Origin of the sequence: Providencia sp. PROV116, from assembly GCF_028482485.1 — a bacterium.
Taxonomy (GTDB): Bacteria; Pseudomonadota; Gammaproteobacteria; order Enterobacterales; family Enterobacteriaceae; genus Providencia; species Providencia rettgeri.
Map to the genome: position 1 here is coordinate 62472 of NZ_JAMPQO010000010.1, position 12932 is coordinate 75403.

Genomic DNA, 12932 nt, shown 5'->3' on the forward strand with positions numbered 1-12932 from the left:
CAATTGCAAATGATAGTTATTATCAACTTTGATGGGTATATGTTATTTACTATTAATGCATTGATTTTTAATAATATAATTTTAAAATGAAAAAGGCTTGGTGAGTCACCAAGCCTTAATAAGATTAATTGTGTGATAAATCAGTTAAATATCATTCTCTATTTTATTATTTTGTCTGGCTCCTGCTTAAGTGTTGCTGTACAGCGTATTTGATAGAAGGGGATTGGTTGTTTTCGGTAAAACTCAACGCGACTGCGGCTTTTTCATGTCCATCCATTGCTAAAAAACTTTTGCTGATACCATTAATTTTATCTGTTGCTAAATTACCAGCTTTTAGATGTGAATTAATGGCTGCTTGGTTCGCTGCGGACATATTATTTTCATTAAAACTTAATGCAGTAGCGGCTTTTTCATGCGAATTCATCTGTGCAAAAGATTTCGTAATACCTTGGATACCATTAGGTGATAAATTAGCGGCTTTTGCATGGTTAGCAATAGCGGCTTGGTTTGCATAAGCGGTATTATTTTCAATAAAACTGAGTGAAATAATGGCATTTTTATGGGTGGTTACGTCTGCTTGAGCACTTAAATTAAATACCAGAAAAAGTGCAGAAGAAATAAATAGTTTGTTCATCTGAATACCTTTAAATAACATTGCCTAAACTTTGGACAAAATAATGGATAACTTTATATAAATGAGTTCTAAAAAATGAAGGAATTTAATGTTTAACTTCTATTTACTGCACTCGAACTTAGGTCTGTTATTGATAGATAAACGCATCTAAGTAGTATTTTTATAAAGTTATCGTAGGACTAATCATTACGATGGCGTCAATATAGGTGATCATGTTCAATGATGAAATTGACATCTATGCATATGATAAGTGCATAAAACGCATTCATCATTTTGCAAAAAAAAAAAGAGAGAATTATTTCGGCGTGTTTACCGTATTTATGATACATAAATAACACCGTATAGATAAGCTACACGGTGTTTGAATATTTAATTAAAATTAAGAACGTTTAACCGCTGTTTCTGAGACGCGTATTGCATTTTCTTTATTCGCAAACCAACGCTCACGTAAGATGTCATATACAAGATTAAACGCATAAGTATAAAATAAGAAAAAGGCAAAAAAGCCGATTTCAAGTAAGAATGCGTCTAAGAATGACATTTTAAGTAAAAACGCCAGCATTGGTACACCCATGATCACAAAGCTCAATTCAAATCCAACGGCGTGAAAAATGCGTACTTTGGCTGGGCGAGGCCCTTTGGATAAGGGCCAATAACGATCAAAGACCATGTTATAAAATAAGTTTAATAGCATTGCCAGTGTCGACAAGACAATAGCGACTGTTCCCATTTGGAAAATTGAGCGTCCTAAAAGCCACGCACTGACCGGTGCAGTTATCGCGATCGCGATGACTTCAAATGAAACTGCATGAAAAATTCGTTCAGTTAATGTTTTTGTATACTTGCTCATAACTACCTCAAAGATATGGAAAATTATTTTATGGGTAAAAATCGGGTGCAATTATTTGCTTTTTTTTATATATATACAAAATGGCAGCCATCGGAAAAAGCGATACCTTATGAATTATTCTATAGAAACATTGCGTACCTTTGTGGAGGCGGCATCCCTAAGGTCATTCTCTGCTGCGGCTCGTAAATTAAATAAAAGCCAATCAACTGTGAGTACGACAATCAGTGGTTTTGAAGACGACTTGGGCTTTTTGTTATTCGATAGGCAGGGACGTGAATCAACATTAACTTTTGCAGGTAGAAAAGTTTTGAGTTTAGTTGAGGATATTTTATCGGCAGATGAGCGTCTTCAAGCGCTTCGAGTTGAACTGCTACCAGATATAGAACCAAGATTAAGCTGCGCTTTTTCAGATATTTATCAGCCCCCTCATGCTGAACATATTGTAACGACATTAGATAGACAATTTCCGCATCTTGAGTTCGAGTTTTTAATTGCAGAAAATAATGCCGTTATTGAAATGATCCAAAACCAACAGGCTCATGTTGGTATGATGGAATCTCGAACAGAATATCCTGCAGATATTTCTTTTTCTCGTTTACCTATTCAAGGTGAATTAGGTTTATATGTATTAAATAGCCATCCATTAGCTAAAGAGAAAAAAACTACTTATCAGCATTTAACAATGACACGCCAACTACGGCTAAGCAGTAGTAGCCAAATTATTATTAATAGTGAAAAGAACTGGTTTGCGCCAAATTATTTACTATTATTAGAAATGGCAGAACAAGGAGCTGGATGGGCAATATTACCGACATGGTTAGTTAAGCAATTTGGCCATAACCGTTTAGTGAGTATTAATTATGATTTATGGCCACGTAAAATTGATGTGGATTTAGTTTGGTCTAAGAATAATCCACCAGGAAAAGCGGGTTACTGGCTGATTAATAAATTACTTAATAGCTAAATTTAAGGAGATTAATTTTAAAATCAATGTGTTTGTGCTATATTTTATTTTGTAAAACAGTCTATATTAAATGTAATAAGATGTTATCTTGTAAATAAACGTAATATAATTTTTAAAGTTGGCTTTATATCGCTAATCTAAACTTAATCAAATTGTTGTTTGAGTTAATTTATTAGAGGATAAAAATGAAAAAATTATTAGTACCTACACTCTTTGCTGTTGCATCTACTATGTCATTTGCTGTTAATGCAGCGACAACTCCAGCAGCAAGCCAATCACAGAAGGCAGAACATAAATTAAATGCTTACGAAGAAATTATGGTAGGCAAAGTCTGGGTAACGACAGAAGCTTTAGATCAAGATAAAAAAGAAGTTAATGCAGAAGATAAACAAGTTGCAAACTTCTTTGGGGTTGCCGAATATTATCCAGACGGGACCTTTAATATGACCACGTTCGATGGCAAACCAAAAATGAAAGGTGACTGGTCATTTGATGAAAATGGCAAAAGCCGCTCATTAACAGCGAAAGATGATGACGGTAAAGTTTTATTTACTCGTGTTGTTGAAAATGTCACAGTAACACCTGAAGAATATACGTATCGTATTTATCCAGAGCAAGATAGCAAAGATAAGTACTTTGATATTGTCCATAAAGTTAAAAAATAACATTTAAACCAATGCCGCAGTCTAGATATAAAGCTCATTGATTGAGTAATTTATTCTGCGGCATTATTGCTCTATTGTAGCTTTATTTAAAACAGGTTTCTGCCCAGCGCGTTAGTCCAGCAGTAACGGAACCAAAATCATCTCCACGTATTATCGGAATATTTGGTAATTCTTGGCTAATTGCTTGGTGTAATACTGGTGAGCGAGCACTTCCACCTGTAACGTAAATAGCATCAGGTTTGACCCCACCTTGGTTGACAGCCTCTTTAACTAATTCAATCATTTTACTTTTTGGTGATTCAATTGATTCCACCATTTGTTCATGTGGAATATTCACTTCTAGTTTTTCAGAAATTAATTTAATTTGAGCTAAATAACTGGAAGCGTCCGATAAAGCAATTTTAGCTTCTTCAGCTTTACGTACTAAGCTATAACCTAATGTTTCATTATAAACTTCTAACAATCGAGATATTATTTGAGGCTCTTTTGCATCTTGTTTTAAGCGTGTTAATGCAGTCAAATTTTGTCGTGAGTAAAATTCTTTTTGCGCTTCAACATTATTGATAGCAATCGGGTTCCAAAATTGTAGAAATGGCATTTTAATGCCTGATAAAGATTGGCTTTCCATTCCAAAAAGTGGCATTAATTGTTTTAATGCTAGGTAAATATCAAGGTCGTTTCCACCCACTCGTTGGCCACTATGTGCAAGTAAGGATTGTGTTCTGTCCTGTGCGCCTCGATAAGTTGGTCCCATTTGAATCAATGAACAGTCTGTTGTTCCACCGCCAATATCAACGACTAAGATGATCTGGTCTTTACTTAATGTTGATTCATATTCAAGCCCGGCAGCAACAGGTTCGAACTGAAAAGTAATATGATTAAAACCTGCACGTTTTGCCGCACGATAGAGTATGGATTCTGCTTGTTGATTTGAAAGTTCCCCGCCACGCCCATGAAAATTAATTGGTCGGCCAATGACTGTGTCATCAATAACCTGTTGTAAAGAATGTTCTGCAGTATTCTTTATATTTTTCATCATGGCACAGACAAGGTCTTCAAAAAAACTAATTTGAGTATCATGTAAGCCTGAAGCCCCTAAAAAAGATTTTGGGGATTTTACATAATAAACATCTCTAGGGTCGCTCAGATATAAATCTAAAGCAGCTTGCCCAAATACAATGTCCTCAGGTATTAAATCGATCCCTTCATCACGGTTAAACGCGATAGATCTTTTTAAAATTTGTTGTCCGATTTCATTCGAGGGGGAGATTTTACAATGGCGAAATAAATGCTCAGAAACTGATTCTCTTGTTGGCGCGCATAAGGTTGATGGAATATAAACGCTATCGCCTTCTAATGGTAATAGTGTGGGTACCCCGCTTTTCATGACTGCGACAGCACAGTTAGATGTGCCGTAATCAAAACCAATAAACATTTCGCCTCCAAGAGTAACGACTTTGAAAAAAGGCAGAGACTTTATATCAAGCAGGAATGAATTACTATCGAAAAAATAGTTCGATATGAAGGGAAAAACTCAAAAGGAGATAGCTTGAATTGATTGCATGTTGTCTAGATGCTCTGAAAGCACAGAAGCACTATGACAAAATGCAACCGTTATAGAAGGATTGATTTATTGATGTTCATAAAAAGGGCGTAATTAATTTAGCTTAAGGTGGGTAAATGAAAATACCTATCGATAATATTAAGGTTATTTAAAGCTATTTTTATTTAGAGTGTGGTTTGTGATGTAATATTTTATTTTTCCTCCTCTTTAACATTTTAATGTAATATTAAAGAGGTTCTCGGAAATATCTTATTTAAACAGTTAGGTTTTATATATTTTTAACTATTACAATACTTATTCCAAATTACATTAAAATCATTATTAGGAAATTCTTTATTATCTCTATCAATTAATGGAATAGAAACAACATTACGGCCGTCATCATGAAGATAGGTTTTGACCACAAAACGTTTAAATGAATATGAGTTTTGGCTAGTGAAAATAAGCACTTCACCGCATACATAACCTAGCATACCATGGTCTAAGGTTTCTCTTATCTCATGATATTTAACATTTTTATACTCGGCCGTTTTGGGGAATGCTAAAAAATCCTCAACCGCTTTTTGAGATTTTTCTACAATATCTAAATCAGGTGTATAGTTACTTACAACGCCTCCTATAAAGGAAGCGCCTGCAATTAGGCCAACGACTAAAAATGAAAATATTTTATTTTTCATAGTGTTTATTTCTTATGTTATTATTTTTGAACCTCCCAATGAACGCCAAAATATAAAAATTAAATGAAAATTCATTAGCATAAACTAACTTTTAATTGATAATTTCACTTACGGAGATATACTTGGATTACATTTGGGATAATTAACGGTTACCAATCTAACATAAGATAATTTGAAGTAATATAGAGGGGAAACAATGGTAATCAATAAGAAACGAAAAATTACACATTTAAATAAATAGACATTTCATAAAAGGATACTTTATCACTATTGTGATAATTCAGTATGTATTAATCCCTAGAGTAACAAAACTCATAATAAAATAAGATTTTTATTTTTTGTTCTTCATTATTTTTGCCATATGAATAGCTTCAATGAGTTGAGAACGATTAATACGAGAACTATTACTATCTAATAATTTTTGCCAAATATCAATTGCTTGTTCATAATTTGCATTCATAAAAGCATCTGAAGCGACTAGCATTAAAGCAGTAATTTCTTGTTTATCAAGGTTTAATGCTTTGTTGATTACCGCTCTGACATCTTCTGTTAGTTGTTGACCTGCTTGATAATATAAAACGGTTGCAATAGCGGAGTATATCTGAGCATTTTCTCCTCCATATTTTAACGCTCTATGATAAGCAATTAATGCGTTATCATAACTATTTTGATAGAGATAGTATTCACCTAGTGTAGCCCAAAGCTCACTATTTTTAGGGGATTGGCGAATATCATCTTGCAAGCGTAATAAATCATTTTGTTCTTGCTGCAATGGTGTGAATGAGAGTAGAGGATCTGAAATACGTTGGTATTCCTGGTAGGCTAATTCAAACCGAGGCGAAAAAAAGTAACCAATAACAACTGACACCATTAATATGGCGAGTAATTTATTAATATGCCATTGCTTTGCAACTGATGGCGCTGTTACATCATCTGACAATAATTGCTCGAATACCTGCTGATGGTGAAAATTGCTCTCTAAAATCGGCTGTTTTTGTGAGCGATAAAATTTGAAAATGAAATAAAAAATGCCAACTAGAGCAATGCCCGGTAATCCCCAAAGCAGTGCGGTGCCAATAGTCAAGGGAGGGTTATACAGCACGAAATCGCCATATCGCTCGGTCATATAATGCATGATTTGCGCTTTATCTTTCCCCTCTGCAACCATTTTAAAAACTTGGTGGCGCATACTTACTGCAGTGGGTGCATTGGATTCGAGTAAGTTTTGGTTTTGGCACTGCGGACAACGTAATTGTGAGGCTATTTGCAAAGAATATTCTTGTTCTTCAATAGAATTAAATTGCCACACATCAACAATCTGAGCATTGGATATAAAAGAGCAACATAGGAAAAATAGTGCTAATAGGGTTTTAAGCATTTTTTATCCTCCCTTTTATCCAGCTTATTAATAGGCCAAAACACATTACAAACGCACCGCTCCAAATCCATTGAATGCCATCTTGTACGTAAAGGCGTATTGCATAGCTATTTGTTCCCGTTTTCTCACCTAATACCGCATACCAATTACGTAGCCACCCCCAATATATACCGGGTTCAATCATTAATTGCTGGCGAGCAGTATAAAAGCGGCGCTCGGTGATTAGCTGGTGTAATGGTTGGTTAGCTTTGCTAATTTGTATAATGGCTTTTTCGGTAGTGTAATTAGATTTAGCTTCAAGTTGCAACTCGTTGAATTGAAATTGATAATCTGCGAGTGAAATAGATTGCCCAACAGAAAGACTAACACTGGTTTCATGGTGACTACCAATGGATAAGGCAATGCCAGCCGCAAAAATCACAACCCCTGTATGAGCGATAAGGGAAGGGAATTGTTGACGAATAGCATCGATGGGTCGTAGCCAAAAGATAAGTAAAATAGCAAATAAAAAACCACAAGAAAGAGCGATAATAATCCCTTTAGACCAAAGAGATAAGCTTACTAATACACTGAGAAGTATAATGAAAAGAATACGCCATTGGGCTTTAATCCGAGTTTTGTTAAGCGGATAAATGGCACTTACCGCCATTATGATTAGCATCAAAATACCAAATGGTAGTAATGCTTGGTTAAAATAAGGTGCCCCAACCGATATTTTTCCCCAACCAAATAACGTGTAAATCATCGGGTAAAGTGTGCCCGTCAGGACAATAAATAATACAGTAGAAAATAGGATTAAAGTGAGTAATAAATAAAGCTGACGGCGATTAGTTTTGGTTGGTAAATTATCAATGTTTTTAGCTTTCCAACCATATATACATAAAGCACCGAAACTCAGGAAACTGAATAGTAAAAAGAGGGGGACAGCCCTAACGTTATCTAAAGCAAACGCATGGACAGACATTAAAATACCTGAGCGTACAATCAACGTCCCCAATAGAGATAAAATAAATGTGAGGATCGCCAGTAATATTGACCAATGACGATAATGACCCGTTTTGTATGAAATGGTAAGGCTATGGAATAACGCAGTTGCACTTAGCCATGGTAACAGCGATGCATTTTCAACTGGGTCCCAAAACCACCATCCACCCCAACCAAGTTCACTGTATGCCCACCATGAACCCAGTGTGATACCCAAAGTGAGTATGCACCAACTAGGAACGACAAAGCGCCAACAGAGCCTTGCAACAGTTTGGTTAAATTGCGTGCACAGCGTGGATGCAAGTGCCAAGGCGGTCACGACCATTAACCCGCTATAACCTAAATAAAGTAGTGGAGGGTGTAATATCAACCCCCAATGTTGCAGCATTGGGTTGAGATCTCGCCCTTCAATAGCAGGAGGAAAAATGCGAACAAAGGGGTCCGAATAAAAGACGATAAACAGTAATAATGCGGTACTAATAATAGCGAGTAGGGTTAATGTGAGAGGAAATACGGGGTGAGTTTGCCGACGATAACACCATGCAAATAGGCAACTCCAAGCAGAGATAAACAGTAGCCAAAGAAATATTGAGCCTTCATGGCCTCCCCATACTGCGGCAATTTTAATATATAGCGGCGATAGCCGGTGGCTATGTTGCGCCACATACACGACTGAAAAATCACTTTGAATAAAGCTGAGAGTTAAACAAACATAGGCAACGAGCAAGAAAAGAAACTGTAAGTAGGTCCAAAGAATATTCCGAGGCATTTGCCTCGGAATATGGCGGAAGAAACCAATAACTCCAAACAATGCTTGGAAACAGGCAATACAGAGTGCCAATGCGAGGCAGAGAAAGCCAATTTCTGGGAGTATTAGTTCCAATGATTACCCTTATTTTTGAGTGAGTTATGCGACGGTCAACTGCCCTGCGTATAACACAAAGAAGCGTAAGCAGAAGACACCCAGTAAGCTTGCACCACTGATAATCAATACTCTTGCTGCACCTTGTCCTTTATCCATCCATTTTTTGAATAGCAGAGGAATAATAAAACCACACCCGACAACGCCAATCCAAAACCACCAAGTCCAGAAACCACCGCCTAATGCGGCAATTAATGAACGAATTTTCCCGTCATCCCCTAACGCTAGCCCGACAAAAAAGGCTGCTAATAGGAATATCTCGAGCCAAATAACAAAGCCTTCGATACGGTGTAAAAATGCGGTTTCGTCGTTATGGATATTTTTACGGTAGCGTAATGCTATTGCCATTAATGATACCGCGATACCTGACGATATTCCTGAAAATAGGAATAAAGCTGGTAATAATGGATTGTTTAAGAATGGATAAGATTTTAATGCTGAAAGTAAAAATCCGGTATAAGCCCCAAGCAAAACAGCCAAGACTAGCATTACAATATCCAGAGAACGCATCGCACGATTTAGCAGGGTTAATATTCTTGGGATAAGCGTAAACTTAGGCAGCCATTTTTGCTGTAAAACCATGAGCTCTTTTTCATAAATTTTAGCAAGCCAAATAACAAGTACAGCCATATACACTTGGAATAACATTACCCCCATCGACATCACCGAAGTTGGGCTGTAATGAAACATTAATTTCCAGAATGTCCATGGACGCGTCAAATGGAGAATTAAGATCAATAACCCAAAGATGATTGTTGTCGGAGCTAAAATCAGTGTTGTGCGCATGAGAGTGCTATCACTGCCAGCCGCAGTGGGATAATACTGGCGCATAAGTACCGCAAGTACCACGAGCCCAGCTGAAATACCAATTAAGAATAAGTAAACGGCAATGGGCCAGTCCCACACTAAGGATTCAAAATGGAAAGCAGAAGCTGTTGTCATTGGCTAACCTCCCCATATTTGAACGGGACTCGATACATTTTGGGGTGAGTACCGAGTGCAATCTTGAATCGATAAGTCGGTTTTTCTTTTAGCATCAACGAAATATCGCTCTTAGGATCATCTAAATTACCGAAGGTTAATGCTTTGGTCGGGCAAGATTCGACACAAGCAGGTTGCTTACCCTTTTTTAGATTTGTTTTACGACAAAAATCACATTTATCCGCGGTTTTATTGATAGGGTGAATGAATCTGACGCGATAAGGGCAGGCAGCAATACAGTATTGGCAGCCGACACATAAGTCAGGGTTTACATCAACAATCCCCGTTGTTTTGTCGATAAAAGAGGCACCAGTAGGGCAAACATCAACACAAGGCGCACTTTCACAATGTTGACAGGAATGGCGAAAAAAACGGTATTTAACATCAGGAAATTGGCCTATGGGCTCACTACGGATGATGGTTAACCGTGAAACACCTTCCGGTACTTGGTTAACCTCTCGGCACGCATCCATACACGCCGTACAGCCGATGCACAGATTTTCATCGTGCACCATGCCGTAGCGAACGCCATCTATTTTCATGGTGTTAGCTAGCGTATGGCTAGCAACCCCTCCTACCGCCGCCAGTGCTCCTGTGTAGATAATGAATTGACGACGAGAACAACTCATGGCTGCTCCTTACGCAATTTCACCGCTGCTGGATTGAAATCAGGGTTATTGCGTTGATCTGAGTGACAGTCGACACATATTTTTACTTTGCCCTTATCAGTCAGTACCTTCATCGTATCTTGTTTCGGATGAAGGTCATGGCAACTGGCACAGGCCACTTTGGTGACGTGGACATCATGAGGCCAGAACGCTTTTTGTAGTTGCTCTGGTAAGTGACATGACAGACAGACACTGTTTTGTTGTTCAACGTTATACATTGGGTTGTTAAAGCGCATGACATCTTTGACGCCTTCACGGTGATCAGGCCCTGGGTTACCGTGGCAGTTGGTACAAGTCACGGGTAAATTATTGTTAGGGTTAATCACTTCTGCGTGAGTGCCATGCATGCCTTCTTGGTCTGGTTTATGACAGTCTAAGCAGGCGCTGTCAGCACTGCGTTGCTGCGTGACAACCCAACGGCCTTCTACATTTTCTTGTGCCATTTGTGGGGTTGCGGATGCGGCTGTTGCCCATAATAAGCCTGTTGCCAGCACCCCAGCAGTTAATAACGAACGTAGTACGCTCATATTCACTCCATTGGTTGTATTGCCCCATTATTTGGGGCAAATCATGGTTATTTGGCTAATAGGTCATTTTTACGAGCTTGGTCATCCCATTGCGGAACGACAGTTTTTAAGAACTCTTGTTTCTCCGCGTTAATTTTTTGCATATCTAAACCAATGGCTTGTTGTGCTTTTTCCTTGGTTGAAATATCTGGAATGGCAATTTCATGGGTGATGCCTTTTGAGCCTAACAGGCGAGCTAGTTTAGTACGTGCATCTGCCGCTTTATCCATCGAACCACCTAACATACGTAGGCCTTCATCTGGTGCGTGCATATGAATACCGTGGGAGGCGATAGCTAAATCCCAGCGCCATTGTGCATGGCGAATATCGGTTAAAATTGGTTTCATTTCATCTTCTGTTGCGCCTGCATCCCATGCGGCTTTCGCTTCAAAGTGAGCGCGAACCAATTGGTCTTCCGCTTTGATTTTCATCTCTTGGATAGCGACTTTACGTTCAGCAACCACATCTTGCAGTTGTTGTTTGCTTTGGGTATGGCAAGTGCTACAGGTTTGTTCGAAATTGTCGAATGGATTACCAATTTTATGGCTGGTATACAGTTCGCCTTTCTCGTTTTGCAGTTTTGGCATATGGCAATCAATACAGGTCACGTTATTTTTGCCATGAATACCCGCACTCCAAGTTTCATATTCTGGGTGTTGGGCTTTTAGCATTGGAGCTTTCGACAGTGAGTTGGTCCAGTCAGAGAAACCAATGTTGTCGTAGTAGACTTCCATATCTTCCACTTTGGTGCCGTTATCCCATGGGAATTTCACGGCTTTTTTATCACCAGAGAAATAATATTCTACGTGGCATTGGCCACACACCATGGACTGTTGGTCGAACCGGCTGGCTTTATCAAACGGTTTGCCAATCGCTTCCATTGCACGCTCTGCATAAGGGCGAGAAAGTGTTAGCTCTGGTTTACCTTTTGCAAAATCCGCTGAGTCGGTTTTATGGCAATCTGCGCAACCTAAGACATTCACCACTTCTGGACCACCTTTTGCCCACTTACCTTCGAAATAGCCATCTTCGCCATGTTCTTGGATAAGCCTAGCCACATCGGGACTTTTACAGCTCCAACATGCCATCGGAAGCGGGCCATCTTGGGCATCTTTCGGAGCACCAGTTCGTAAGGTTTCACGGACGTCGATGATGGCATAGGCGTGACCACGAGGTTTGTTGTAGTCGCGTGAGAATGGGTATCCAGCCCAGAGAACGACTAAGCGAGGGTCTTCCGCTAATGCGTCTTCTCGGTTTGATTGCTCGGATGTTGCTCGCCAAGAGTGGTATTGATCAGGGTGAGCAGCTTCGAAAGTTTCATTTCGTGCGTTGATGGTAGATGTACTATCTTTAGTCGGAGTTTGAGCATGAACAGAGGTAAAGAGAAATATTCCTGCAACCAGACTCAATAAGCATAGTGCATTATTTCTTATGTTTGCCATAAAAAGGGCCTCGAGTAATTTTAGCCAGTCATCCCTTCATTTTTCGAGTTGTTGTTGTAATGTGACCTGTGACTCGAACTATTTTGGGTATCTTTTTGTTATTTAGGTTTGATAGCAAGCTTTCATCTGCTACCAAGACATTGCCAATTTATATGTGTAACAAAAAACCACACTAAAAATATTGTTTTTGATCAAAAGATAATTTGTAATAAGGAAATAGAATGTGAGGAAATAATAAAAAATAGGTATTATTGAAATTGATATAGTTATTTTTCTGTAGTTTTAAACTGTTACTTTTAATAATTAATTAGTAATGATTCTTATTTTGATATTTGGCGTTATCTGATTTTATTTTGTTGATTTTAAAATAATTTTTTTATTTTAAATATTTGAGTGCTGTTTTTAAAATAAAGTTAGAAATGAAAGTTGTTTAATATCAAAAAAAATACAGATATTTTTTTGCTAAATGACATTGCATATACCACTTTAGTGGTAGTTTTGAGCTGGAATTATAATTTAAAAAATTAAAACTTGAGTTTAAATTAATAATACATATTAAAAAAATGTTAATAAATAATTAAAAAGGCCTACTTGCTTATCATTTTGGTGCTACTTTTAGCTAATGGTGAGTAAATAA

12 protein-coding genes are annotated in these 12932 nt (G+C 37.8%); 2 read left to right on the plus strand and 10 right to left on the minus strand.

What is annotated here, in order from left to right:
• Nucleotides 1-166 precede the first annotated feature (166 nt).
• Together PSE72_RS07385 and PSE72_RS07390 are read right to left on the minus strand one after the other, a co-directional pair.
• On the minus strand, nt 167-634 hold the full coding sequence (locus tag PSE72_RS07385) for a hypothetical protein (RefSeq protein WP_147281932.1): 468 nt from the start codon (nt 632-634) through the stop codon (nt 167-169).
• A gap of 379 nt (nt 635-1013) precedes the next feature.
• The gene (locus PSE72_RS07390) at nt 1014-1484 is read right to left on the minus strand and encodes a multidrug/biocide efflux PACE transporter (RefSeq protein WP_109912721.1); all 471 of its coding nucleotides are present in this window, start codon (nt 1482-1484) and stop codon (nt 1014-1016) included.
• 109 nt (nt 1485-1593) lie between these two features.
• On the opposite strand from PSE72_RS07390, the gene PSE72_RS07395 reads away from it, so the two are divergent.
• Nucleotides 1594-2448, plus strand: coding sequence for a LysR family transcriptional regulator (locus tag PSE72_RS07395; RefSeq protein ID WP_115166843.1), 855 nt, complete (start codon nt 1594-1596; stop codon nt 2446-2448).
• A 185-nt stretch (nt 2449-2633) separates the two neighbouring features.
• Complete coding sequence (locus PSE72_RS07400) at nt 2634-3113, plus strand: DUF4822 domain-containing protein (RefSeq protein ID WP_115166844.1); 480 nt, start codon at nt 2634-2636, stop codon at nt 3111-3113.
• 82 nt (nt 3114-3195) lie between these two features.
• On the opposite strand, the gene yegD is transcribed toward PSE72_RS07400, so the two are convergent.
• The 8 genes from yegD to nrfA all read right to left on the minus strand — a co-directional run bounded on the left by yegD (nt 3196) and on the right by nrfA (nt 12295).
• The gene (gene yegD, locus PSE72_RS07405) at nt 3196-4548 is read right to left on the minus strand and encodes a molecular chaperone (protein ID WP_004913388.1); all 1353 of its coding nucleotides are present in this window, start codon (nt 4546-4548) and stop codon (nt 3196-3198) included.
• A 407-nt stretch (nt 4549-4955) separates the two neighbouring features.
• Nucleotides 4956-5354: a hypothetical protein gene (locus PSE72_RS07410; RefSeq protein ID WP_115166845.1), complete on the minus strand. Its 399-nt coding sequence runs from the start codon at nt 5352-5354 to the stop codon at nt 4956-4958.
• Nucleotides 5355-5685: 331 nt separating this feature from the next.
• Entirely contained in the window at nt 5686-6732 is a 1047-nt protein-coding gene (nrfF, locus tag PSE72_RS07415; RefSeq protein ID WP_115166846.1) for a heme lyase NrfEFG subunit NrfF, read from the minus strand.
• Complete coding sequence (locus PSE72_RS07420) at nt 6725-8599, minus strand: heme lyase CcmF/NrfE family subunit (protein ID WP_004913376.1); 1875 nt, start codon at nt 8597-8599, stop codon at nt 6725-6727. Before PSE72_RS07420 ends, nrfF begins: the two co-directional genes overlap by 8 nt.
• Nucleotides 8600-8623: 24 nt before the next feature.
• Nucleotides 8624-9580, minus strand: coding sequence for a cytochrome c nitrite reductase subunit NrfD (gene nrfD, locus PSE72_RS07425; RefSeq protein ID WP_004913373.1), 957 nt, complete (start codon nt 9578-9580; stop codon nt 8624-8626).
• Complete coding sequence (nrfC, locus tag PSE72_RS07430) at nt 9577-10248, minus strand: cytochrome c nitrite reductase Fe-S protein (RefSeq protein WP_004913371.1); 672 nt, start codon at nt 10246-10248, stop codon at nt 9577-9579. Before nrfC ends, nrfD begins: the two co-directional genes overlap by 4 nt.
• Nucleotides 10245-10814, minus strand: a complete 570-nt coding sequence (nrfB, locus tag PSE72_RS07435; protein WP_198641416.1) for a cytochrome c nitrite reductase pentaheme subunit — start codon at nt 10812-10814, stop codon at nt 10245-10247. The genes nrfC and nrfB overlap by 4 nt, the downstream gene beginning before the upstream one ends.
• A 47-nt stretch (nt 10815-10861) precedes the next feature.
• Nucleotides 10862-12295 (minus strand): ammonia-forming nitrite reductase cytochrome c552 subunit, encoded by a 1434-nt coding sequence (gene nrfA / locus PSE72_RS07440; RefSeq protein ID WP_004913367.1) that lies wholly within the window; start codon nt 12293-12295, stop codon nt 10862-10864.
• Nucleotides 12296-12932 lie beyond the last annotated feature (637 nt).

Excerpts from the sequence above, each read along its gene's own strand:
- PSE72_RS07410 (WP_115166845.1), bottom strand. The coding sequence starts at position 5,354 with ATGAAAAATAAAATATTTTCATTTTTAGTCGTTGGCCTAATTGCAGGC.
- nrfA (WP_004913367.1), bottom strand. The coding sequence starts at position 12,295 with ATGGCAAACATAAGAAATAATGCACTATGCTTATTGAGTCTGGTTGCA.
- yegD (WP_004913388.1), bottom strand. The coding sequence starts at position 4,548 with ATGTTTATTGGTTTTGATTACGGCACATCTAACTGTGCTGTCGCAGTC.
- nrfD (WP_004913373.1), bottom strand. The coding sequence starts at position 9,580 with ATGACAACAGCTTCTGCTTTCCATTTTGAATCCTTAGTGTGGGACTGG.
- nrfF (WP_115166846.1), bottom strand. The coding sequence starts at position 6,732 with ATGCTTAAAACCCTATTAGCACTATTTTTCCTATGTTGCTCTTTTATA.
- nrfB (WP_198641416.1), bottom strand. The coding sequence starts at position 10,814 with ATGAGCGTACTACGTTCGTTATTAACTGCTGGGGTGCTGGCAACAGGC.
- PSE72_RS07390 (WP_109912721.1), bottom strand. The coding sequence starts at position 1,484 with ATGAGCAAGTATACAAAAACATTAACTGAACGAATTTTTCATGCAGTT.
- PSE72_RS07385 (WP_147281932.1), bottom strand. The coding sequence starts at position 634 with ATGAACAAACTATTTATTTCTTCTGCACTTTTTCTGGTATTTAATTTA.
- PSE72_RS07395 (WP_115166843.1), top strand. The coding sequence starts at position 1,594 with ATGAATTATTCTATAGAAACATTGCGTACCTTTGTGGAGGCGGCATCC.
- PSE72_RS07400 (WP_115166844.1), top strand. The coding sequence starts at position 2,634 with ATGAAAAAATTATTAGTACCTACACTCTTTGCTGTTGCATCTACTATG.
- nrfC (WP_004913371.1), bottom strand. The coding sequence starts at position 10,248 with ATGAGTTGTTCTCGTCGTCAATTCATTATCTACACAGGAGCACTGGCG.